Source organism: Brenneria sp. hezel4-2-4, from assembly GCF_013155275.1.
Classification (GTDB): Bacteria; Pseudomonadota; Gammaproteobacteria; order Enterobacterales; family Enterobacteriaceae; genus Brenneria.
In genome coordinates, this window is record NZ_JABJXS010000003.1 from 372,903 (window position 1) to 395,264 (window position 22,362).

General features: G+C 57.8%; 18 protein-coding genes. 10 read left to right on the plus strand and 8 right to left on the minus strand.

Annotated features, from left to right (window positions below):
* The first annotated feature begins 5 nt into the window (after positions 1-5).
* Genes menB through menE form a run of 3 tightly spaced genes read left to right on the plus strand, consistent with a single transcriptional unit; the run spans position 6 to position 3,213 of the window.
* Positions 6-863 (plus strand): 1,4-dihydroxy-2-naphthoyl-CoA synthase, encoded by an 858-nt coding sequence (gene menB / locus HOY33_RS08430; protein WP_172289767.1) that lies wholly within the window; start codon positions 6-8, stop codon positions 861-863.
* Positions 863-1,834: an o-succinylbenzoate synthase gene (menC, locus tag HOY33_RS08435; protein WP_172289768.1), complete on the plus strand. Its 972-nt coding sequence runs from the start codon at positions 863-865 to the stop codon at positions 1,832-1,834. The genes menB and menC overlap by 1 nt, the downstream gene beginning before the upstream one ends.
* Positions 1,822-3,213 carry an o-succinylbenzoate--CoA ligase gene (gene menE / locus HOY33_RS08440; RefSeq protein ID WP_172289769.1) on the plus strand — a complete coding sequence of 464 codons (1,392 nt, stop codon included), beginning with the start codon at positions 1,822-1,824 and terminating at the stop codon, positions 3,211-3,213. The genes menC and menE overlap by 13 nt, the downstream gene beginning before the upstream one ends.
* A 21-nt stretch (positions 3,214-3,234) precedes the next feature.
* On the opposite strand, the gene HOY33_RS08445 is transcribed toward menE, so the two are convergent.
* Positions 3,235-4,668 carry a catalase gene (locus HOY33_RS08445; RefSeq protein WP_172289770.1) on the minus strand — a complete coding sequence of 478 codons (1,434 nt, stop codon included), beginning with the start codon at positions 4,666-4,668 and terminating at the stop codon, positions 3,235-3,237.
* 267 nt (positions 4,669-4,935) lie between these two features.
* Between HOY33_RS08445 and HOY33_RS08450 the strand changes: the two genes are divergently transcribed.
* Positions 4,936-5,478 (plus strand): YfaZ family outer membrane protein, encoded by a 543-nt coding sequence (locus HOY33_RS08450; protein ID WP_172289771.1) that lies wholly within the window; start codon positions 4,936-4,938, stop codon positions 5,476-5,478.
* 83 nt (positions 5,479-5,561) lie between these two features.
* The gene (locus tag HOY33_RS08455; protein WP_172289772.1) at positions 5,562-6,758 is read left to right on the plus strand and encodes a nicotinamide mononucleotide deamidase-related protein YfaY; all 1,197 of its coding nucleotides are present in this window, start codon (positions 5,562-5,564) and stop codon (positions 6,756-6,758) included.
* A 342-nt stretch (positions 6,759-7,100) separates the two neighbouring features.
* Here HOY33_RS08455 and HOY33_RS08460 read toward each other — a convergent pair whose 3' ends face one another.
* From HOY33_RS08460 to tesA, 3 genes are all read right to left on the minus strand, one after another.
* Positions 7,101-7,961, minus strand: a complete 861-nt coding sequence (locus HOY33_RS08460; RefSeq protein ID WP_172289773.1) for a co-chaperone YbbN — start codon at positions 7,959-7,961, stop codon at positions 7,101-7,103.
* A 63-nt stretch (positions 7,962-8,024) separates the two neighbouring features.
* Positions 8,025-8,801 carry an SDR family oxidoreductase gene (locus HOY33_RS08465; RefSeq protein WP_172289774.1) on the minus strand — a complete coding sequence of 259 codons (777 nt, stop codon included), beginning with the start codon at positions 8,799-8,801 and terminating at the stop codon, positions 8,025-8,027.
* 29 nt (positions 8,802-8,830) lie between these two features.
* A complete protein-coding gene (gene tesA / locus HOY33_RS08470; protein WP_199377731.1) occupies positions 8,831-9,511 on the minus strand; it encodes a multifunctional acyl-CoA thioesterase I/protease I/lysophospholipase L1 in 681 nt (226 codons plus the stop codon).
* On the opposite strand from tesA, the gene ybbA reads away from it, so the two are divergent.
* Both ybbA and ybbP read left to right on the plus strand, forming a co-directional pair.
* Complete coding sequence (gene ybbA / locus HOY33_RS08475) at positions 9,467-10,168, plus strand: putative ABC transporter ATP-binding protein YbbA (RefSeq protein WP_172289776.1); 702 nt, start codon at positions 9,467-9,469, stop codon at positions 10,166-10,168. The genes tesA and ybbA overlap by 45 nt on opposite strands.
* Positions 10,165-12,594: a putative ABC transporter permease subunit YbbP gene (ybbP, locus tag HOY33_RS08480; RefSeq protein ID WP_172289777.1), complete on the plus strand. Its 2,430-nt coding sequence runs from the start codon at positions 10,165-10,167 to the stop codon at positions 12,592-12,594. Before ybbA ends, ybbP begins: the two co-directional genes overlap by 4 nt.
* Before the next feature lie 74 nt (positions 12,595-12,668).
* Here ybbP and HOY33_RS08485 read toward each other — a convergent pair whose 3' ends face one another.
* Positions 12,669-14,792 (minus strand): TonB-dependent siderophore receptor, encoded by a 2,124-nt coding sequence (locus HOY33_RS08485; protein ID WP_172289778.1) that lies wholly within the window; start codon positions 14,790-14,792, stop codon positions 12,669-12,671.
* Entirely contained in the window at positions 14,785-15,891 is a 1,107-nt protein-coding gene (locus HOY33_RS08490) for an ABC transporter substrate-binding protein (protein ID WP_172289779.1), read from the minus strand. The genes HOY33_RS08485 and HOY33_RS08490 overlap by 8 nt, the downstream gene beginning before the upstream one ends.
* Positions 15,892-16,174: 283 nt before the next feature.
* Between HOY33_RS08490 and HOY33_RS08495 the strand changes: the two genes are divergently transcribed.
* Together HOY33_RS08495 and HOY33_RS08500 are read left to right on the plus strand one after the other, a co-directional pair.
* The gene (locus HOY33_RS08495) at positions 16,175-18,523 is read left to right on the plus strand and encodes an ATP-binding protein (protein WP_172289780.1); all 2,349 of its coding nucleotides are present in this window, start codon (positions 16,175-16,177) and stop codon (positions 18,521-18,523) included.
* A complete protein-coding gene (locus HOY33_RS08500; RefSeq protein ID WP_172289781.1) occupies positions 18,507-19,565 on the plus strand; it encodes an HD-GYP domain-containing protein in 1,059 nt (352 codons plus the stop codon). Before HOY33_RS08495 ends, HOY33_RS08500 begins: the two co-directional genes overlap by 17 nt.
* 49 nt (positions 19,566-19,614) lie before the next feature.
* On the opposite strand, the gene purN is transcribed toward HOY33_RS08500, so the two are convergent.
* On the minus strand, positions 19,615-20,253 hold the full coding sequence (gene purN / locus HOY33_RS08505) for a phosphoribosylglycinamide formyltransferase (RefSeq protein ID WP_172289782.1): 639 nt from the start codon (positions 20,251-20,253) through the stop codon (positions 19,615-19,617).
* The gene (gene purM / locus HOY33_RS08510) at positions 20,253-21,290 is read right to left on the minus strand and encodes a phosphoribosylformylglycinamidine cyclo-ligase (RefSeq protein WP_172289783.1); all 1,038 of its coding nucleotides are present in this window, start codon (positions 21,288-21,290) and stop codon (positions 20,253-20,255) included. Before purM ends, purN begins: the two co-directional genes overlap by 1 nt.
* Positions 21,291-21,623: 333 nt before the next feature.
* On the opposite strand from purM, the gene upp reads away from it, so the two are divergent.
* Positions 21,624-22,250, plus strand: a complete 627-nt coding sequence (gene upp / locus HOY33_RS08515; RefSeq protein WP_172290024.1) for a uracil phosphoribosyltransferase — start codon at positions 21,624-21,626, stop codon at positions 22,248-22,250.
* Positions 22,251-22,362: the final 112 nt, after the last annotated feature.

Consider the following 22,362-nt stretch of genomic DNA (forward strand, 5'->3'; position numbering starts at 1 on the left):
TTACTATGCTCTATCCCAGTGAAGAACTGCTTTACGCCCCGGTGGAATGGCACGATTGCAGCGGTGATTTCGTCGATATTCTCTATCACAAATCCGCTGACGGCATCGCCAAAATCACCATTAATCGTCCTCAGGTGCGTAATGCTTTTCGCCCGCAAACGGTGAAAGAGATGATCCAGGCGCTGGATAATGCCCGTCATGATGACGGCATCGGCGTGATTATTCTGACCGGCGCGGGCGATAAAGCTTTCTGCTCCGGCGGCGACCAGAAAGTCCGTGGCGACTACGGCGGCTATCAGGACGACAGCGGCGTGCATCATCTGAACGTGCTGGACTTCCAGCGCCAAATCCGCACCTGCCCGAAACCGGTGGTGGCGATGGTGGCGGGTTACTCCATCGGCGGCGGACATGTGCTGCATATGATGTGCGATCTGACGATCGCGGCGGAGAACGCCATTTTCGGTCAGACCGGCCCGCGCGTCGGATCCTTTGACGGCGGCTGGGGCGCGTCTTATATGGCGCGGATCGTCGGTCAGAAAAAGGCCCGCGAAATCTGGTTCCTGTGCCGCCAGTACGATGCCGCGCAAGCGCTGGATATGGGGCTGGTCAACACCGTGGTGCCGCTGGCCGAGCTGGAAAAAGAGACCGTACGCTGGTGCCGAGAAATGTTGCAAAACAGTCCGATGGCCTTGCGTTGCCTGAAAGCGGCGTTGAATGCCGACTGCGACGGGCAGGCCGGTTTGCAGGAATTGGCGGGTAACGCCACCATGCTGTTCTATATGACTGACGAAGGGCAGGAGGGCCGTAATGCCTTTAATGAAAAACGTCAGCCCGATTTCAGTAAATTCAAACGGAATCCGTAATGCGTCAGGTTAACGTCTATCGCTACCGCGTGCCGATGGAGGCCGGGGTGGTGTTGCGCAATCAGCGCCTGAAAACCCGCGACGGGCTGATCGTTTGTTTGCAGCAGGGCGAGCGGCAGGGCTGGGGCGAGATTGCGCCGCTGCCTGAGTTCAGCGTGGAAACGCTGGCGGAGGCCGAAGCGGCGACGCTTGCGCAGCTACGGCGCTGGGCGGCCGGCGACGAACTGGCGGATGATGTCCCGCCGTCGGTGGCCTTTGGTCTGAGCGTGGCGCTGGCTGAGCTGAATCAGGAGCTGCCTGTGACGGCGGATTACCGTAAGGCGCCGCTGTGCAATGGCGATCCGGATGAGCTATTCGCCATGCTTCAGGCGTTGCCGGGCGAGAAAGTCGCCAAAGTTAAAGTCGGTCTGTATGAGGCGGTGCGTGACGGCATGATCGTCAACGTGCTGCTGGAGGCGTTGCCGGATCTGAAACTGCGTCTGGACGCCAACCGCGGCTGGACGCGGGCCAAAGCGGATGGGTTCGCCCGTTATGTGGCGCCGCAGTTGCGTTCGCGCATCGCTTTTCTGGAAGAGCCTTGCAAAACCCGTCAGGAATCCCGCGAGTTTGCGCGGGACACCGGCATCAATATCGCCTGGGATGAAAGCGTGCGCGAAGCCGACTTTCGGGTCGAGGCCGAACCGGGCGTCAGCGCCATCGTCATCAAACCGACGCTGGTCGGCAGCCTGACGCGCTGTCGGCAACTGGTGCGGGAAGCGCATCAGGCGGGGCTGACCGCGGTCATCAGCTCCAGTATTGAGTCCAGTCTGGGATTAAGCCAACTGGCGCGTCTGGCGCACTGGCTGACGCCGGATACCATTCCCGGGCTGGATACGCTGGATTTGATGCAGTCGCAGGTGATACGGCCCTGGCCGGAAAGCGAATTACCGCTGCTGGCGGTCGACCAACTGGAACGGGTATGGCAATCCTGAACGACTGGCCCTGGCGTCACTGGGCCGGCCATGCCTCCCGGTCAGACGCGCTGATCGACGGCGAGCGACGCTGGAACTGGCGGGAGCTTGCGCAGCGGGTCGATCAACTGGCCTGCGGTTTTCAGCGGCAGGGCGTCGCGCCCGGTTGCGGCGTGGTGCTGCGCGGTAAGAACAGCCCCGCCATGCTGTTCTGTTATCTGGCGCTGTTACGGTGCGGCGCGCGGCTGTTGCCGCTCAATCCGCAACTGCCTGAATCATTAACCGACTCCCTGCTGCATTCACTGGACGTCCGCTACGGCCTATGCCTGAATGGGCGGCCGTGGTCGTCAGGGGTGGCGGCGTTACGGCATGACCCTGTCGATGCGCCTTCTTCCCCACCGGCGCTGCCCTGGCAAGCGGAGCGGCTGGCGACGCTGACGTTAACCTCGGGATCCAGCGGCTTGCCCAAGGCCGCCGCGCATACCTTTGCTGCCCACCTTGCCAGCGCCGGGGGCGTGTTGCAGATGATGGCGTTCTCCCATGGAGATAGCTGGCTGCTGTCGTTGCCGCTGTTTCATGTGTCCGGGCAGGGCATCGTGTGGCGCTGGTTGGCCGCCGGCGCCACGCTGGTGGTACGCGCCGATCGGCCGTTGGATACGGCGTTGCAGGAGTGTACGCATGCCTCATTGGTGCCGACCCAGCTATGGCGGCTGTTAACGCAAAATAGGCTGCCCCCGACGCTGAAAGCGGTGTTGCTGGGCGGGGTGACGATCCCGGCGGCGTTAACCCGGCAGGCGGAGGTCCACGGCGTGACGTGCTGGTGCGGATACGGTTTAACCGAGCTGGCTTCGACGGTGTGCGCCAAACGCGCCGACGGCCGTGCCGGCGTCGGGCTTCCGCTTAGCGGGCGGGAGATCCGTCTGGCGGGCGAGGAAATTTTGCTGCGCGGCAGTACGCTGGCTTCGGGCTATTGGCGCGACGGACGGCTAGTTCCGCTGGTCGACGAACAGGGTTGGTTCCATACGCGGGATCGCGGCTGTTTCGATAAGGGCGAGTGGCGCATTCTGGGCCGCCTGGATAATCAGTTTTTCAGCGGCGGCGAGGGGATTCAGCCGGAAAATATCGAGTCGCTGCTGCTTACGCACCCGGATATTCAGCAAGCCTGCGTGGTGCCGATTGATGACGTGGAGTTCGGTCAGCGTCCTGTGGCGGTGGTGGAAATAAGCGGCGCGACAACGCCGGATGAGATCCGTGACTGGCTGCTGCCGCAGTTGCCGGGGTTTCAGCGTCCGGTCGCCTATTATCTGTTGCCCGAGGCGTTGAAAAGCGGCGGGATTAAGCTCTCCCGCCAGCAGGTAAAATTGTGGGTCGATGGCCTGAACGACAGGAAAAAAGCGTGAGGATGACCTCACGCCTGCCGATTATTTCCCTAACGCTTTCGCCACCCCGGCGCCATAGGCCGGATCAACGCGGTTAAACAGCGCAATCTGACGATCCTGAATAAACTCCGGCACCTGCGACAGTTCACCGGCGATACGCTGGAACATGCGCTGGTGTTCTTCTTCGCTCAGCAGATTAAACAACGCCCGCGGCTGACTGAAATAGTCTTCATCTTCACGGTGATTCCAATGATCGGCAGCGCCATCCAGCGTGAGCGGCGGTTCGCTGAAGTCTGGCTGCTCCTGAAAGACGCCAAAGCTGTTCGGTTCATAGGTCGCCCCGTTGCCGCTGTTGCCGTCGACGCGCAGCGCGCCGTCGCGGTGGTAGTTGTGGAACGGACATTGGGGGGCGTTGACCGGGATCTGATGATGGTTGACCCCCAGGCGATAGCGTGCGGCATCGCCATAAGAGAACAGACGGCCTTGCAGCATTTTATCCGGTGAGAAGCCGATGCCGGGAATGATGTGTGCCGGATTAAAGGCGGCCTGTTCCACTTCGGAAAAGTAGTTATCCGGGTTGCGGTTCAACTCAAAAAAACCGACATCGATCAGCGGATAATCGCCGTGCGGCCAGACTTTGGTCAGATCAAACGGATTATAGGGAACCTGCGAGGCTTCCGCTTCCGGCATGATTTGGATTTTCAGGTTCCAGCGGGGAAAATCGCCGTTTTCAATGGCGGTGAATAAATCCCGCTGCGCGCTTTCACGATCTTTACCAACCAGCGCCTCTGCTTCATCGTCCATCAGATTTTCAATCCCCTGCTGGCAGATAAAGTGGAATTTAACCCAGAAACGCTCATTGGCCGCATTGATGAAGCTGTAGGTGTGGCTGCCGAAACCGTGAATATGACGAAATGACTTGGGTAAACCGCGGTCGCTGAAATCAATCGTCAACTGATGCAGCGATTCCGGCAGTTGGGAAAAGAAATCCCATTTGTAGACCGGGTTACGCAGGTTGGTGCGCGGATCGCGTTTAACGATGTGATTGAGGTCGGGAAACTTCAGCGGATCGCGCAAATAGAATACCGGGGTATTGTTGCCCACCAGATCCCAGTTGCCTTCTTCGGTATAGAATTTCATGGCGAAACCGCGGATATCGCGCTCTGCGTCGGCGGCGCCGCGCTCGCCCGCCACGGTGGAAAGGCGTATAAACATCTCGGTTTGTTTACCGACTTCAGAGAAGATTTTCGCACGGGTATAACGGGTGATATCGTGGGTGACGGTGAACGTGCCGTGTGCGCCGGAACCTTTGGCGTGCATCCGTCGTTCGGGGATCACTTCACGATCGAAATGCGCCAGTTTTTCCAGAAACCAGACATCCTGCATTAACATCGGGCCGCGCCGTCCGGCGGTAATGACATTGTTGTTATCCACAACGGGAGCGCCGGCGACCGTCGTCAGCTTTTTCTTGCTCATCATGTGTTCCTTATATTTATTACTCTACGTTTTTGAGTCTTTGCCCTAAATACTATTATTCATTATGGGGTTTTTAGCCAAATAAGCGACGCTAATCATTTTTTATGCTTCCGGGAGCGCCGCTGGAATTTTCCGGCGCGTTTTAACGGCGTAAATACCGCTTTAACACAATATCGTGCTGGAGTAGCGGCCCGATTCGGGTAGAATCGGCGACGATATCGACATATTTTGCACGTGCGTTTAACAACGGTTTTAAGGATATTAACAATGAAAAAGTTTGTGATTGCTTGTGCAGGAAGTTTGCTGCTGGCGACGTCTTCCGTTTACGCCATTGGCATCTCCGGGGAAGCCGGACGTGACTATGTGGGCGCAAACGCCGGGTTTGGCCTGCTGGTGCCCGGGCTGTCCGGTAATGTGAGCTATGCTCATGGCGACAACGATAACGATGTTTACGGCTTCGGACTAGGCTACACCCTGCCGGTCGGCCCGCTGAAAGTCACGCTTGGCGGCAAGGCGCTGTATCTGAATCAGGATCGCGGCTCTGACGGACATGCGCTGGCGCTGGGCGGCGGCGTACAGTGGCCGATCAACCGTTACTTCTCTGTGTACGGCGAGGGTTATTATTCGCCGGACGCCTTCTCCAGCCACGTCGATCACTACGTTGAAGGTAAAGCGGGGGTTCGCTGGCATGTCGTCGGGCCGCTCAATGTGGATGTGGGGTATCGTTATATCAACATGGCCGGCGAGAGCGGCCGCTCAGATAACACGCTGGCCGATTCCGCCTATATCGGCGTTGGTCTGAATTTCTGATAACCCGCCTTACCCTCCACAGGTATCGGAAGTTATGACGGGCGCGAGCGATCGCGCCCGTTTGCCATAAACAGGAGTAAAACATGCTTAGGGTCGAGATGTTATGTACCGGCGATGAAGTGTTGCATGGTCAGATTATTGATACCAATGCGGCCTGGCTGGCGGACTACCTGTTCCAACAGGGGCTGCCGATGACCAGTCGTATGACGGTGGGGGATGATCTCGACGCGTTGGTCGCCGCGATTACCCAGCGTAGCCGGATTGCCGATATCCTGATTGTAAACGGCGGGTTGGGGCCAACCAGCGATGACTTGAGCGCGCTGGCCGCGGCGACCGCGGCCGGTGAAGGATTGGTCGAACACGCCGACTGGCTGGCGCGGATGGAGGTTTTTTTTGCCGAGCGCGGCCGGGTGATGGCGCCGAGCAACCGTAAGCAGGCGCAGATCCCGGCCAGCGCCGAAATGGTCGACAATCCAGTCGGCACGGCATGCGGTTTCGCCTTGCGGTTGAACCAATGCCTGATGTTTTTTACGCCGGGGGTTCCCTCGGAATTCAAGGTCATGGTGGATCAGCAAATCATGCCGCGTCTGCGCGAGCGCTTTACGATTGCTCCGCCGCCGCTGTGTTTGCGCTTAACCACCTTTGGCCGTTCCGAAAGCGATCTTGCCAGCCAGTTGGATGGATTGGCGCTTCCGCCGGGCGTGGTGCTGGGATATCGCTCCGCCATGCCGATTATTGAGTTGAAGCTGACCGGGCCGGCCGCGCAACGGGCGGCGATGGAGCGGTTATGGGAACAGGTGCGCGCCGTCGCCGGGGAAAACGCCCTATTCGAAGGGACGGAAGGCTTACCCGCTCAGTTGGCCCGGCGCCTGGTTGAACGGCATCTTCAACTGGCGGTAAGCGAACATTTTACCGCCGGCTTGCTGAACTGGCAGCTACAGTCGGCAAACGTCCCTCTGGCCGGGGGAGAATTGCCGGCAAAAGCGGATTCGCAGGATTTAGCGCGGCTGGCCGACGATACCCGTCAACTGGCCGAACGCCATCAGTCGGCGCTGGCGCTGAGCGTGGGCGAGCGGCAAAACGATCGGCTGGCGATTGCGCTGCACACGCCGCAAGGGACATTTGCCCAGGCGATACAGTTCAACGTGCAGCGTTATAGCCTGAAGACGCATCAGGAAGTGGTGGCGATGCTGGCAATGAATATGTTGCGCCGTTGGCTTAATGGCTGGCCGGTCTACGGCGGCCACGGCTGGATCACGGTGTTGGAAACGCTGGACTGAGTATGCGATTCTTAATTGGCTAACTTGTTAAAATTATTGGGTTTTAACCTTCCTTGAAAGGTGAGGGATCCCCACAAATTTGGGGAAGCGTTTCTGTCGGTGCAGTGAGGTTTCGTGCGCACTAACCAATGCGGATTTCTGCAACCGTTGCAGCACGCGCCCGACATGGGGTGGCTCAAGCGCCGCCGCCCCATGGCCCCGCCCACCTCAGCGCAATTTTTACGCCAAGAGAACCCCTAAATAACAACCTTTTGTTATTTAACGTGATTGATCAAATAATACTTAATCACTTTCTGGGGATTCCTCCCCGGGAAAGGGGAGGCCGGGTGGAATTAACCGCGATTAATACAGCAGCGAATAGAGCTGGCGACGATAGCGGGCGGCGAGGGCGTCGCCGGTGCCGAGCGCGGCCATGATATCCATCAGCGTTTTACGCGCGGCCCCTTGCGCCGCACCCAGATCTTTTCTCAGGAAGCCCATCAGCAGCTCCAGCGCTTCTTCGTTACGTCCGACCTGATGCATCTGCAACGCCAACTGTACCGCCAGCTCCGCGTTCTGCGGGTCGGCCTCCAACTGCTGTTGCAATTGCTGGATTTCCGGGGTGTCGGCCGCCTGCTTCAGCAATTCAATCTGCGCCACCAGACCGTGATAACGGGTATCCTGATCCTGTAGCGGGATGGTCGCCAGCACGGCTTCGGCGTCTTCGCTGCGGTTGAGCTGAATTTGAATCTCCGCCAGCATCAGGCCGATGTCGCTGCGCTGCTGGCTAAGCTGCCAGGCGTCTTTCAGCAACACCATCGCTTCCGGCAGTTTATCTTCCTGAATCAGTTGCTGCGCCTCGGCGACCTTCAGTTCTTCTTCTTTCGGCAATGCGCGAGTCAACAGTTCACGGATGGCTTCTTCCGGCTGCGGCCCCTGAAAACCATCCAGCGGCTGGCCGTCTTTGAACAGATAGACGGTCGGGATCGCGCGCAGGCCGAATTGCGCCGCGACGTGCTGTTCGGCGTCGCAATCGACTTTGGCCAGAATAAATTGCCCGGCGTATTCCTGCGCCAGCTTATTCAGCACCGGTTCCAGTTGCTGACAGTGCTGGCTGCGTTCCGACCAGAAATAGAACAGAACCGGCAGGGTCGCGGACTGTTCCAGCACCTGATGCAGGTTGGATTCGTTGATATCAATAATCGTTGCTTGTTGTTCTAGCATTGGAGTTCTCTCTCAGCCGTTTTGGCTATAAATGGGGGCAAAATGCGCCGCTTCAAGCCAATATCAGGAGCGGGTGCGTAATACGTTGTCCAGACAGCGTCCGGGCAACAGACGACGCAACCACGATAAGCCGTGCGCAACCAGCGTGACGGGATAACGCAGCCTGGGGCGCGGGCTTTCCAGCGCGTGATGCAGTTTGGGCAATACCGCTTCGGGCGACAGCGTAAAGCGTTTGGCGATGCCGGGATTGGTCACCGGTTTATCGGTCTGCGTCTGATCGACATTGGCGCTAAAGCGGGTCGCCAGCGGGCCGGGTTCGATCAGGCTGACGTGCAAACCGCTGCCGTGCAGCTCCATCCGTAACGTGTCCGACCAGGCTTCAAGGGCGAATTTACTGGCGGCGTAGGCGCCGCGTCCGGGCGTGGCGACCAATCCCATCACCGAACTGGTCTGAATAATGCGGCCTTCGCCGTGCGGCAACATCGCCGGCAGCAATAATTGCGTCAGTTGATGCGTGCCAAACAGATTGCTGGAAAACTGCTGTTCCAACTGCCGACGCGAAATGCTGTTCAATGCGCCGTATAAACCATATCCGGCGTTATTAAACAGGGCGTACAGACGGTTCCCGGTCAGTCCAATGACGTCGGCGGCGGCGCGCTCAATGCTGGCGCCGTCGTCCAGATCCAACTCGATTCCTTCCAGACCCAGCGCCGCCATTCGCGCGACATCTTCAGCGCGCCGGCAGGCGGCGATCACGCGGTAGCCGCGTTTTTGCAGATCCTGCGCGGCAATCAGGCCGATTCCGCTGGAACATCCGGTAATTAAAACCGTTTTTTGCATAACTTTACCTAATTGAAAAGCCCTATTTATCAAGACTCATGCTTAACTAAGGGTTCCAACTGTTGCGCCATCCAGTCGGCAATAAACGGTTGGGCGTCACGGGTTGGATGGATCCCATCCTCCAGTATCCACTCTGGTTTAAGATACACCTGCTCCATAAAGAACGGCACCAGAGGAATATCAAACTGTTTTGCCAGGCGGGGATACACCTCGCTGAATGAATCCGTGTAGCGTCGGCCATAGTTGGTCGGCAGGCGGATTTGCATAAGCAGCGGTTGGGCGTTTGCCTGTTTGACCAGGGTAATGATTTTGCTCAGATCCTGTTCGATGTTTTGCGGCGGAAACCCCCGCAGCCCATCGTTGCCGCCAAGCTCAATCAGTACCCAGCGCGGCTGATGCTGTTCCAGCAACGCCGGAAGACGCGCCAGACCTTGCGTGGCGGTATCGCCGCTGATGCTGGCATTAATAACGGCGGCGCCTTCCGGCAGCGTCTGCCACTTCTGATTCAGCAAGGCCGGCCAGGCGTTGGCCGCCGGCATTCGATAGCCCGCACTGAGGCTATCGCCCAGTATCAATAAAGTATCCGCCGCGAAAGCGCGTACACTGAATAATCCCAGAAGCAAAAGGACGAAAACATGTTTGCGAAGACCAGTCCAGCGAGCGTTATGCCAACCAAAACCGGGCCCGCGGAAAACATTCTTGAAGTTCATCATCTTAGTAAGCACGTTGGTCAAGGGGAACATCGGCTTTCCATCCTTACCGGAGTTGAGCTGATTGTCAAACCCGCGCAGACAATCGCCCTGATCGGCGAGTCGGGATCGGGCAAGTCTACCTTGCTGGGGATCCTGGCCGGACTGGATGACGGCAGTGAAGGCGACGTCAGCCTGATGGGCGAAACGCTGGGCAAACTGGACGAAGAGGGGCGCGCGGCGCTGCGCGCCCGTGATGTGGGTTTTGTGTTTCAGTCGTTTATGCTGGTGCCGACGCTGAATGCGTTGGAAAACGTGCAGTTGCCCGCGCTGCTGCGCGGGGAGAGCGATAGCCACAGCCGCGGGCAGGCCGAACAGCTTTTGCAGCAGTTGGGGCTGGGGGAGCGTCTGCATCACCTTCCCGCCCAGCTTTCAGGGGGCGAGCAGCAGCGTGTCGCGCTGGCCCGCGCCTTTAGCGGTCGTCCCAAAGTGCTGTTCGCCGACGAACCGACCGGCAATCTGGATCGCAAAACCGGCGAGCGTATCGTCGATTTGCTGTTTTCTTTGAACCGGGATTACGCCACCACGCTGATTCTGGTGACGCATGATGAGCAACTGGCGGCACGCTGCGAACGGCGGCTGCGTCTGGTGGACGGCAAACTGAGGGAAGACCTATGATCTGGCGCTGGTTCTGGCGCGAATGGCGCTCCCCCTCATTATTGATTGTCTGGCTGGCGTTGACGCTGGCGGTGGCCTGTGTGCTGGCGCTGGGCAATATCAGCGACCGGATGGAAAAAGGGCTGAGTCAGCAAAGCCGCGATTTTCTGGCCGGCGATCGGGTATTGCGCGCCTCGCGTCCGGTGGATGAGGCGTGGCTTCAGACGGCGCAGCAGCAAGGGCTGACGCTGAGCCGGCAGATTTCGTTTATGACCATGACCTTCGCCGGCGATACGCCGCAGCTGGCGCGGGTGAAAGCCACCGATCAACGCTATCCGCTATACGGCGAGTTGTTGACGCGCCCGAGCGGGCTGCGGGTGGAGCCCGGAACCGTACTGGTTGAGCCGCGTCTGCTGGCGCTGTTGGGGTTAGCGGTCGGCGACAGTCTGGATGTGGGCGATACCTCTCTGCGCGTTGCCGGCGAGCTGATTCAGGAACCGGATTCCGGCTTTAATCCGTTTGAGACCGCGCCGCGTATTTTGATGAACCTGGCCGATGTGGAAAAAACCGGCGCCATCCAGCCCGGCGGTCGGATTACCTGGCGCTATATGTTTGCCGGGGATGCGCGGCAGATCGACGGCTTTAGCGATTTTATCAAGCCGCTGCTCAAGCCCGATCAGCGCTGGTACGGTATGGAAGATTCCGAGGGCGCGCTGAGTCAGTCGCTGAAACGCTCGCAGCAATTCCTGTTGCTCTCGGCGCTGTTGACGCTGCTGCTGTCTATCGCGGCGGTGGCGGTGTCCATGGGGCACTATTGCCGCAGCCGTTACGATCTGGTGGCGGTATTAAAAACGCTGGGCGCCGGACGGCAGGCGCTGCGGCGGCTGATTGTCGGGCAGTGGCTGTCGGTGTTGGGGTTGGCGGCCCTGTGCGGCAGCCTTGTCGGCCTCGGTTTTGAGGCGCTGCTGATGAAAATGCTGGCGCCGGTGTTGCCTGCGGCGCTGCCGGCCTCGGGTCTGTGGCCGTGGGTGTGGGCGTTGGGCTCGCTGGTGCTGATCTCGCTGTTGGTGGGGCTGCGGCCGTATCGTTTATTGCTGGCGACGCAACCGCTGCGCGTACTGCGTCAGGATGTGGTGGCCAATGTCTGGCCGCTGCGCTATTACCTGCCGGCGGTGGCGCTGATCGTTATCGGGATGCTGGCCGTGTTGTCCGGCGGTGGTACGCTGTTGTGGTCATTGCTGGGCGGTATGGCGGTGCTGTCGCTGTTATTGGGCGTGATTGGCTGGGGCGGGTTGCTGTTGCTACGGCGTTTGACGGTTAAGCGGCTGGCGCTGCGCCTGGCGATTAACCGTCTGCTGCGTCAGCCGTGGTCGACGCTGAGTCAACTGGCCGCTTTTTCGCTGTCGTTTATGCTGCTGGCGCTGTTGCTGGTGATGCGGGGCGATTTGCTGGAACGCTGGCAGCAGCAGTTGCCGCCGGGCAGTCCGAATTACTTCCTGATGAATATGACCGCCGAGCAGGTGCCGCAGGTAAGAACCTTCCTTGAGCAGCATCAGGTTAAGCCGGAGCTGTTTTATCCGATTATCCGCGCGCGTCTGACGGAAATTAATCAGCAGGTAGCCACGGAAATCATCCATGAAGACGATCCCGGCGGCAACACGGTCAATCGCGAACTGAACCTGACCTGGCTGGACGGCATCCCCGAGCACAATGTGCTGGTGGAAGGGCAGGCGCCGCAAGCCGGTGAAGTCTCAATGGAAGAGAACGAAGCCAAAGAGATGGGGATTAAGATCGGCGATACGCTGACCTTTACCGGCGATACGCAGCCATTCAGCGCCAAAGTGACCAGCTTCCGTCAGGTGGACTGGGAAAGTCTGCGCCCGAACTTCTTCTTTATTTTTCCTGCCGGGGCATTGGATAGTCAGCCGCAGTCGTGGCTGACCAGCTTCCGCTATGAGGGCGATGAAAAAATGATCGCCCAGCTAAACCGTCAATTCCCGACGCTGAGCGTACTGGATATCGGCAGTATCCTGCGTCAGGTCGGGCAGGTGTTGCAGCAGGTTAGCCGGGCGTTGGAAATCATGGTGATCCTGGTGCTGTTCTGCGGCGTGCTGTTGCTGATGGCGCAAATTCAGGTGGGCATGCGTCAGCGGCGGCAGGAGTTGATGGTGTACCGCACCTTGGGGGCCGGGCTGCGTTTGTTGCGCACGACGCTATGGTGTGAGTTTGCCGTGCTGGGGCTGGTGGCGGGCATCGCCGCCGCCATTGGCGCGGAAGCCGCATTATGGTTATTGCAACGTAAGGTATTCAACTTCCCCTGGGAGCCGAACGTGGCGATGTGGGTGACGCTGCCGCTGTCGGCGGCATTGCTGCTGTCGCTGTGCGGCGGCTGGCTGGGATTGCGATTGCTGCGCGGTAAGGCGTTATTCCGGCAGTTTGCCGGGTAGCGATACAGAACGGCGGGAGGGGCGACCGAATCCACGCCCCATTCCGCGGTGAAACGGAATGAGGCGGATACGGTTTAGAAATCCACGCTGGCGCGCAGCACCACCTGACGGGGTTCGCCGATGGCGACGCGCAGGTTGTTGCCGCTGGACGGGTAGTAGATTTTATCAAACAGGTTCTTTACGTTGAGCTGCCATTTCACCTTATAGCCATTCAGCGGCAGGCTATACGCCAGGAAGGCGTCCGCGACCGTGTAATCGTCCAGATAGAAACTGTTTGCCGCATCCCCCGCCCGGCGGCCGACATAGCGCGCCCCGGCGCCGACGCGCAGGTTATCCCCCGACTGTAAGCCGGTGGCGCCGAAATCCTGGGTCAGAAACAGCGACGCGGTATGACGGGCCGCATTGGTCATTTCATTGCCGTTATTTTCCGGGTCAGCCGTCACTTTGGCATCGGTATAGGCATAGGAGCCGATCAGGCTGAGCGAATCGGTGAGCTTACCCGCCAGATCCAATTCAACTCCCTGCGAGCGGACTTTACCGGCGGTGCGGGTCACGCTATCGCCATTGCCGTCGAGTTCGCTGACCATCACATTGCGTTTTTCAATATCGAACAACGCCAGATTCGCGGTGATCCGGTTTGGCAGATCCAGCTTGGCGCCGATCTCGTAGGCGGTGCCGATTTCAGGCGGCAGCGCGCCGATTTGCGTGGCAATGGAAACGTTCGGCTTAAACGACTCGCTGTAGCTGGCATAGAGCGACGAATACGAGGTCAGGTTGTAAACCACCCCTGCGCGCGGCACCAGCCGGCTGTAGGAACTGTCGGTGCGGGTGACGAACGGACGGCCTTTACCGGCCATGACGTCAAAGCTGTCGTAGCGCAGCCCGGCCAGCAACAACCAGCGGTCGTTAAGGCGAATGGCATCCTGCATAAAGAAACCGGTGCTGTCGATATTTTCCCGCTGATCGCTGTCTGACGCGATGGCGTTGGTCGATGCGGCCAACTGACCGTACACCGGATTGTAGATGTTAAAGTCTGTTCTGTTATTTGTTCCGCGGATCATATCGCCGCGGAAAGTGCGGTCGGCTTCGTAGTCAAAGCCGAACAGCAACTGGTGATTAATGCGTCCCCAGTCAACATCGCCGTTCAGGGTAAACTGCGCCATCTGGGTTTGGGCGTGGGCGTACCCCGTGGCGTCGGGACGGCGGGTCAATATGCCGGTGTCGGGGTTATAGCTCATGGCCCGCGCCTGATTATCGCTATAACGGTTGCGGTTATAGGAATAGGTTAGGCTGCTTTTCCAGCGATCGGTCAGATTGCGGTCCACCTGTAGCGTGATGCTGTCCTGATCGCCGCGGGTGGTATTGTAATGTTCGTCGAAACGACGATCGCGCGGGGTGTTCACCGGTTTACCGGTATTGGGATCGATAATGGTGCCGCGATCGAATGGCGTCAGATATTCCATGTGCTCGTATGCCACGCGCACCGTGGTGTCCTCGCCGTACCACATCAGGGACGGCGCAATGGTGGTCTGGCGGTTGCGGCCAAAGTTACGCCAGTAATCGGTTTCATCGTGATCGATCACCATACGGTAAGCCAGCCCCGAGGCGCCCAGCGGCCCGGTTACATCCAACTGGCCGCCGCCGCCGTTAAAGCTGCTGCCCCAGCCTTCAATATGGGTTTTTTGCACTAACTCCGGTTTTTTGCTGATGATATTGATCACGCCGCCGGGTTCGCCCATGCCATACAACATGGAGGCCGGGCCTTTCAGCACTTCCACCCGTTGGCTGCTCGGGGTGAAGTTACGCGCCTGAATAGAACGGATGCCATCACGCAGAATGGAGCCATCCCGGTTGTCGCCAAAGCCGCGTTTGATGAGCGCATCCTGCGTGCCGCCGAGCGTATTGGCTTGCGTGATGCCGCTGACGTTGTACAACGCTTCATCAATATTGCGTACCGCGCGATCTTCAAGCACTTGCGTCGGCACCACGTTGACCGCCTGCGGCACATCCAGCAGACGACTTTCAGTGCGCGTTCCGGTGACCGTGTTGTGCGGCTGGTAGCCGGTTTCTGCTTCCGCCTGCGTCGCCGTTGTCGCGCTGACCACCAGCGTATCGTCTTTGGATTGTGTTGCGGCCTGAATACTGAACGGCAACAGCGCCAGCAACGGCCAGCCGTTACGCCATGTCTTATTATTCATGAGTGAGATGACTCCAATAGGTCCCTGAAAAATCAATAGGTAAAAACTGCTGATAAAGCGCTTGTAGCGTGTGTTGCGGATCGATATCGGTGAACAAATCGGGATAGAGCGCTTTGGCAAACATTTCGACCATCACCACGTGATACGGACTGAGGTAAAAGTTGTGCCACATACTCCATGCCCGACCGTTTCGCACCGCGTCGAGATGAGACAAAATCGGTTCCTGACGGATCAAATCGCGGAAGCTGCTGTCGGCCTGTTGTTCCGCGACCTGCGGCCCAAGCATCAGGCTGGAAAAGCGTTTGCCTTGCGGCCCCGCCATGCCGGTGGCGATGTAGACATCCGGTTTGGCGGCCAGCGCCCGTTCCGGACTCAGTTCGCCATAGACGCTGCTGATGACGCCGGCGGCGATGTTTTCACCGCCGGCAAACCTCAGCAGGTCGCCCAGATTTCCGCCCACCGCGGTGGTGCAGCAGGTATCGCGGCGACCAAGATGCAGATGCAGCATCACGGTGGTTTTTTTACCGTGATATTGCTCGATGCGCTGACGGACCCTATCCATATGCCGTTGATAGAAGGCGCTGAATGCCGCCGCGCGTTCCGGCTGATTCAATGCCTCCCCCAACAGTCGGATACTGGGTAAGGTGTGATTGAGTAAGTCGACGCGTAAATCGACATAAATGACCGGGACGCCGGCGTTGGTCAGCGTCTGAAGCAGCCGGTCTTCGTTGGCGGCGGTTTTTGCCAGCCGCGGCAAAATAACCAGATCGGGTTTGAGCGGCAGCAGCGACTCCGCATTCATGGTTTGCAGGCTGCCGTTGCCTAATTGCGGGATTTGGGCGATCTGCGGAAATTTTTGCGTATAGCGTTGCCAACTCTGCGCGTCATAACGCGGCATATCGCCCGGCCAGCCCACCACATTTTTTGCCGGGTTGCCCGGTTCAAGCAAAGCCAGCGTATACAGCATGCGGCTCTCACCGAGGATAATGCGCTGCGGATTGTCCGGGATCTCGACTTGGCGACCGAGCATATCCGTGACGGTTTTAGCCGGCGATAACGGGCTAAGTAGGGATAAAAAAACCAGGATGGCGATACGCATGATTAACTCTGCATAAAAGTGGGCGGCGAAAGATAATCATTGTCATTCTTGTTTTCAACACGTGGCGAGTAGGGTTAATTCGCGCCGGCGGAAAATACCGTTACAGATCTGAAAATTACGCAGAGTTAAGTAAATAATTAAAGTGCCGGACGGCGACGAAAAGCGGCGGGCGAAAGTCGAGTTACCGTTTGCTCTAATATCAGAAAATTCCTATGGTTAGTGAAAATTTTATGGTGATGCGATACGATGTTACCCGTAAAACTTGCTGTGCAGGAGAAAGAGAATGGGGGCGTACCGCCAGACCGGGGATCAGCGCCAGAAACTTATAAAATCCGCTATCGCTCAACCTCCTGGCCGACTGATTGTGCTCGGTCGGTGCGGTGATGGGGTGGATCTGTCGGAATTCTCATTGTCTTCACTAAAATTGTCTTCGCTAACATTGGTGCAGTGCGCCACGCTGGAACACGTGCCGCAACCCGTCGGCGATGGCGATATATTGCTTACCTCGCTGGACTGGATGGACGAGCTTGCGTCGGCGCGGCACGATGAGTTATCGCGCTACGGGCGCCGCGTTGCCCTCTGGATCGCCTTTACTGATGGTTCCACCCGTATCGCCAGGCAGATCTACTGGCAAAAGCAAGGCGTCGATTATTTTTCCCCCGCCTTGCGGGACGGGCAAGAGTTGGCGTTGCTGCTTGACGCGGTGTGCCCGCAGGACTCGGGCAGCCTGTGGCAATTAATCCTCGATCGCCTGCCGGCCGGCGTGTTCTGGAAAGATCTCTCTTTGCGCTATCTTGGCGCCAATCGCTATTTTACTCATGATGCCGGACGAAACGATCCCGGCGAGATCGTCGGGCGCGATGATTTTGAACTGTTTGAACCGGCGCTGGCCGAGAAATATCGTCAGGATGATCTGGCGGTGCTGAACGGCGGGCAGCCAAGAATGAATGCCGTTGAGTCTGTCGAACGGCAAACGGGCGGGCAACGCTGGCTGAGCGTGAATAAGGTTCCGCTGCGCGATGCGCGGGGCGAACTGGTCGGGCTGCTGTGTTTGTATCTTGATATCACTCGCTTCAAAGAGACGGAGCGGGAGTTGATCGAGAGCGAAGCGCGTTTTCGTTTCTTTCTGGATAATGTCGACGAAGGGGTGGTGGTGTTCGACCCGCAGGGCATTATCGTTGACGTCAGCTCGCGCTGGCTTGAGCTGTTCCGCTGTCGGCGCGAGGACGCCATCGGTCAGCCGGTGCTCTCTTATACCAGTCCGACGGCGGTGCCGATGGCGACGCAGCTGATCGGTGAAAAATGGTCCGAGTCCTATGAGTCCGAGATGCTGAGAAAGGACGGCACCACTTTTCCCGCCATTGTGCGCGGCAGGGAGCAGGATTTTGGCGGCCGCGGGCTGCGTCTGACCACCATTCTTGATATCACCCGGCAAAAAGAGGGCGAGCGGGCGCTGAAGGTCGCCAAGATTGAAGCGGAACGCGCCAACCGGGCCAAATCTGAATTTCTCTCCAGCATGAGTCACGAGTTGCGCACGCCGATGAATGCCATTCTGGGGTTTTCCCAGATCCTGGCGTTCGATGAGCAACTGAACGATGATCAGTTAGACAATGTGACGGAAATCCTCAAGGCGGGGCGACATTTGCTGGGGTTGATCAATGATGTTCTCGATCTTGCCAAGATCGAATCCGGCGTCGTGTCTCTGTCGATAGAAGCGGTGGATCTGTCCGCGTTGATGCGCGACTGCCGGCAACTGATCCAACCGCTGGCCGCGGACAGGCAAATAACCCTGCGTCTGGATGTTCCCGAACAGCTGACGGTCAGCGCCGATCCGGTTCGTTTCAAGCAGGTGTTGCTGAATCTGTTGTCCAACGCCATCAAATACAATAACGCCGGGGGCGAAGTGCGTATCGCGTTGGAAACGCGGCAAAACGGGCTGCGTATCGCCGTTGTCGATACCGGAAACGGTATTGCCCGCGAGCGTATGGGGGAGTTGTTCCAGCCCTTTAACCGGCTTGATGAGGAGCGTGGCGCTATCGAGGGAAGCGGCATCGGTCTGGTGATCACCCGCAGGCTGATCGACGCCATGGGCGGCAGAATCGGCGTGGAAAGCGTGCCTGGCAAGGGGAGTCGTTTCTGGGTGGAGCTGCCGCTGGCCGATCCGCGGCTGCCGCCGACGGAAGCGAGGCCGGCGGCGGCCCGGCCCAGGCCGTTTATCGACGGACAGCGGCGGCATTGCATTCTATATATTGACGATAACCCGGTGAATCTCAAGCTGGTGGCGCAGATCCTGGATAAATTGCGTCATATCCAACTTGTCGCGATGCATACTCCGGAAGAGGGGATCGAGTATGCCGTGACGCATCAGCCTGATTTGATTCTGCTTGATATCAACCTGCCGGGCATGGATGGCTATGAAGTGCTGGCGCTGTTTAAGTCTCATGTCCGGCTACGGCATGTACCGGTATTTGCCGTCTCGGCCAATGTTATGCCGCAGGATATTGAGCGCGGTATGGCGGCGGGTTTTGCCGATTACCTGACCAAACCGTTGGATATCGGTCGGTTCCTGGCCAGTATTGACGCTCATCTGTACGATGATAGGGGGAATTTACGCCATGATGAACAAGCATAATGATGCTCGTATCCTCATTGTTGATGACGAAGCGGCGAACCTCAAGGTGCTGGAAAAGCTGTTGTCCAGCGAAGGCTATTGCCGTCTGGTCAGCGTTCAGGATCCGCGCCTGGTGCTGCGTACCTATTTGGAAGCCCGCCCTGATCTGATCCTGCTGGACATTAATATGCCGCATATCGACGGCTACCAACTGATGCAGCAGTTGAAAATGTTGCACGATCCGCTGTTGCCGCCGATCATGGTGCTGACGGCGGAGCACGGGCGTGAGCGGTTGTTGAAAGCGCTGAGCGCCGGGGCGCGGGATTATGTCAATAAACCTTTCGATCGCACCGAACTGCTGATGCGGGTGCGTAACCTGCTTGATGCCCATCTGGCTCATCGGCTGATATACGAACAGAACGATGTATTGGAAAAGATGGTTCGCCTGCGCACCCGGGAACTGCTTGACACCCGTCTACAGGTGGTGCGTCGCCTTGCCCGGGCGGCGGAATACCGTGACAGCGAAACCGGCCGCCATATTATGCGCATGAGCCATACCTGCGCATTGCTGGCGCGCCAATTGGGATGGAGCGAAAGCGACGTCGAACTGATTCTGCATTCCAGCCCAATGCATGATGTGGGGAAAATCGGTATTCCGGATGCGATCCTGCTCAAGCCTGACAAACTTAACGCCGCCGAATGGGAAGTCATGCGGCAGCACACGGTTATCGGCGCCGAAATATTGGCCGGCGACGATTCCCAGCTTATGGTGATGTCTCGCAATATCGCGCTGACGCACCATGAAAAATGGAATGGCGATGGTTATCCCGGCGGTTTGTCGGGGGAGGATATTCCGTTGCCGGGACGTATTGTCGCCGTGGCGGATGTGTTCGATGCGCTGGTTTCAGAACGCCCTTATAAGCCGGCCTGGCCGCATGAGCAGGCTATTGATTATATCAAGGCGCAATCAGGCTCTCATTTCGATCCTGAGGTGGTCAGCGCTTTTATGGATATTCTGGATGGTGCCATCAGAATCCAGGAGATTTATCGTGAAGCCGTGTGAGGATTAAAAATCAGGCGCACCCGGGCGGGTGTGCGCCTGACCGTATACGCTATTCGGCGGCATAACCCTGCGGGGGAATGCGCACGCCATCCAGCCAGGCCTCGTTTTCCCGCATGATCAGCCGACCGGAAAGGAACCAGCCAACCACCATCGGGTAAATAGTATGCTCCTGCGTCTGAACGCGTTCCTTCAGGCTTTCTTCCGTATCATCGCTGAAAACCGGGACTTTGGCCTGGAGAATTAACGGCCCGCCGTCCAGCTCATCCGTTACGAAATGCACGGAAGCGCCGTGTACGCCATCGCTATTTTCCAGCGCCTTGCGGTGCGTGTGCAGCCCCGGATATTTCGGCAACAGCGAGGGGTGGATATTGAGCATTTTACCCGCGAACTGCGCGACAAAAGCGGGGCTGAGGATCCGCATATAGCCCGCCAGCACGATGAGCTCCGGTTCATACTGCTCGATTTCCTGCGCCATGGCGGCATCATAGGCGTCCCGATCGGCAAATTCTTCCGGGCTGACGACATGCGTCGGTATGCCCGCATCCTGCGCTCGCTGTAAGCCCGGGGCTTCAGGATTATTGCTGAACACTGCCGCTATCTTTCCTTTAATGCGTCCGCGCTTGCCGGCGTCAATCAACGCCTGCAAGTTGCTTCCCTGACCTGATAGCAAGATAATGATGTTTTTCATCAGTTAATGACCACTGTGTCTCCGGCGTCGGTTTGCGTAATGACGCCGATTTTCCATGCGCTTTCGCCACTGTCGTTCAACAACGCAACGGCCTCATTTGCCTGCTCGGCCGGCAGTGCGATAATCATACCCACACCGCAGTTAAAAGTGCGATACATTTCGTGACGGCTGACATTACCGGCCTGTTGCAGCCAGTTAAATACCGCCGGCCACTGCCAGCTTGATTCGTCAATCGCAGCCTGCATGCCTTCCGGCAATACGCGTGGGATATTCTCCCAGAAACCGCCGCCCGTCAGATGAGAAATAGCGTGAATATCCACCTTTTCAATCAGCGACAGAATGGATTTCACATAGATTTTCGTCGGCGCCAGCAGATGGTCGGCCAGTGATTTGCCTTCCAGCGTCACCTGCTCCGGATCGGCTTTGCTGACTTCGAGAATTTTGCGTACCAGCGAGTAGCCGTTTGAATGCGGGCCGCTGGACGCCAGAGCAACCAGCGCGTCGCCTGAGCGCACTTTACTGCCGTCGATGATTTCCGATTTCTCGACCACGCCCACGCAGAAACCGGCGACGTCATAATCTTCGCCGTGGTACATGCCCGGCATTTCCGCCGTTTCGCCGCCCACCAGCGCACAACCGGATTGCTTACAGCCTTCTGCGATACCGGTAATCACGCTGGCCGCGGTGTCGACATCCAACTTGCCCGTTGCGTAGTAATCGAGGAAGAATAAGGGCTCTGCGCCTTGAACGATCAGATCGTTAACGCACATGGCGACCAGATCGATACCAATGGTATCGTGACGTTTAAGGTCCATCGCCAGACGCAGCTTGGTGCCGACTCCGTCAGTGCCGGAAACCAGAATCGGTTCGCGGTATTTTTGCGGTAAGGCGCACAAGGCGCCGAAACCACCCAGGCCTCCCATGACTTCCGGGCGACGGGTCTGTTTCACTACACCTTTGATACGATCCACCAATGCGTTGCCAGCATCAATATCCACGCCTGCGTCTTTATAGCTGAGAGAGGTTTTGTCGGTCACTGCGGAGTCCCCACGGAGGTTACAATTTGTGGTTAAAAACAAGTTATGGTTAACACAATCTGTAGTTCAAAACGATGGTGGTTCAACCATGAAGCGCGCTAATTCTAACAGCGTGAGCAAACGTTTGCGAGCGATGTGTCGCCGGGTTTCCATTTTTCCTTATCGTTGGTAATTTCCCTTGCCGGTTGATCTGGATCAGGCTTAAATCGTATGCGGCTCAGTCAAAAAGCGGTATAATCCGGCGATTTTTTTATGCCGGGCGTCCTGCCTCCACCCTGCGGGCCGCCGCAAGCGGCGTTTTTTTGTCCGTCCACTGCTTAGGGGAGAATAATGATGAAGATCGTCGAGGTGAAACACCCGCTCGTCAAACATAAACTGGGCCTGATGCGTGAGAACGAGATTAGTACAAAACGTTTCCGTGAGTTGGCCTCCGAAGTGGGGAGTTTATTGACCTATGAAGCCACGGCCGATTTAGCCACCGAGAAAGTGACCATTGACGGTTGGTGCGGCCCGGTTGAAGTCGATCAAATCAAGGGCAAAAAAATTACCGTGGTGCCGATCCTGCGCGCCGGTTTGGGAATGATGGACGGCGTGCTGGAAAATGTGCCCAGCGCCCGTATCAGCGTTGTCGGCATCTACCGTAATGAAGAGACGCTGGAGCCGGTGCCGTATTTCCAAAAGCTGGTTTCTAATATTGAAGAACGTATGGCGCTGGTGGTCGACCCGATGCTGGCGACCGGCGGCTCGATGATTGCCACCATCGATCTGCTGAAAAAAGCGGGTTGCCGGAGCATTAAGGTGCTGGTGTTGGTTGCCGCGCCTGAAGGGATTGCGGCGCTGGAAAAAGCCCATCCGGACATAGAACTGTACACGGCGTCGATTGATAAAGGTCTAAATGAGCATGGTTACATCATGCCGGGCCTGGGCGATGCGGGCGATAAAATATTTGGTACGAAATAATAAGCAGCCGACTTAATTAGTCGGCTTTTTTTTGCGGCGGGCCTTCAGACTCGCCGCTCTGCGGTTCGGCGGAGCCGCATCTGAATAACAACGACACCATGCAGCACGGAAC

Bases quoted from the DNA above. Each gene is read 5' to 3' on its own strand.
- HOY33_RS08485 (WP_172289778.1), bottom strand. From the start codon at position 14,792: ATGAATAATAAGACATGGCGTAACGGCTGGCCGTTGCTGGCGCTGTTG.
- ybbA (WP_172289776.1), top strand. From the start codon at position 9,467: ATGCCAACCAAAACCGGGCCCGCGGAAAACATTCTTGAAGTTCATCAT.
- HOY33_RS08445 (WP_172289770.1), bottom strand. From the start codon at position 4,668: ATGAGCAAGAAAAAGCTGACGACGGTCGCCGGCGCTCCCGTTGTGGAT.
- menE (WP_172289769.1), top strand. From the start codon at position 1,822: ATGGCAATCCTGAACGACTGGCCCTGGCGTCACTGGGCCGGCCATGCC.
- purN (WP_172289782.1), bottom strand. From the start codon at position 20,253: ATGAAAAACATCATTATCTTGCTATCAGGTCAGGGAAGCAACTTGCAG.
- ybbP (WP_172289777.1), top strand. From the start codon at position 10,165: ATGATCTGGCGCTGGTTCTGGCGCGAATGGCGCTCCCCCTCATTATTG.
- HOY33_RS08490 (WP_172289779.1), bottom strand. From the start codon at position 15,891: ATGCGTATCGCCATCCTGGTTTTTTTATCCCTACTTAGCCCGTTATCG.
- HOY33_RS08460 (WP_172289773.1), bottom strand. From the start codon at position 7,961: ATGCTAGAACAACAAGCAACGATTATTGATATCAACGAATCCAACCTG.
- HOY33_RS08450 (WP_172289771.1), top strand. From the start codon at position 4,936: ATGAAAAAGTTTGTGATTGCTTGTGCAGGAAGTTTGCTGCTGGCGACG.
- tesA (WP_199377731.1), bottom strand. From the start codon at position 9,511: ATGAACTTCAAGAATGTTTTCCGCGGGCCCGGTTTTGGTTGGCATAAC.
- HOY33_RS08465 (WP_172289774.1), bottom strand. From the start codon at position 8,801: ATGCAAAAAACGGTTTTAATTACCGGATGTTCCAGCGGAATCGGCCTG.
- HOY33_RS08500 (WP_172289781.1), top strand. From the start codon at position 18,507: ATGATGAACAAGCATAATGATGCTCGTATCCTCATTGTTGATGACGAA.
- upp (WP_172290024.1), top strand. From the start codon at position 21,624: ATGAAGATCGTCGAGGTGAAACACCCGCTCGTCAAACATAAACTGGGC.
- HOY33_RS08455 (WP_172289772.1), top strand. From the start codon at position 5,562: ATGCTTAGGGTCGAGATGTTATGTACCGGCGATGAAGTGTTGCATGGT.
- menB (WP_172289767.1), top strand. From the start codon at position 6: ATGCTCTATCCCAGTGAAGAACTGCTTTACGCCCCGGTGGAATGGCAC.
- HOY33_RS08495 (WP_172289780.1), top strand. From the start codon at position 16,175: ATGGGGGCGTACCGCCAGACCGGGGATCAGCGCCAGAAACTTATAAAA.
- menC (WP_172289768.1), top strand. From the start codon at position 863: ATGCGTCAGGTTAACGTCTATCGCTACCGCGTGCCGATGGAGGCCGGG.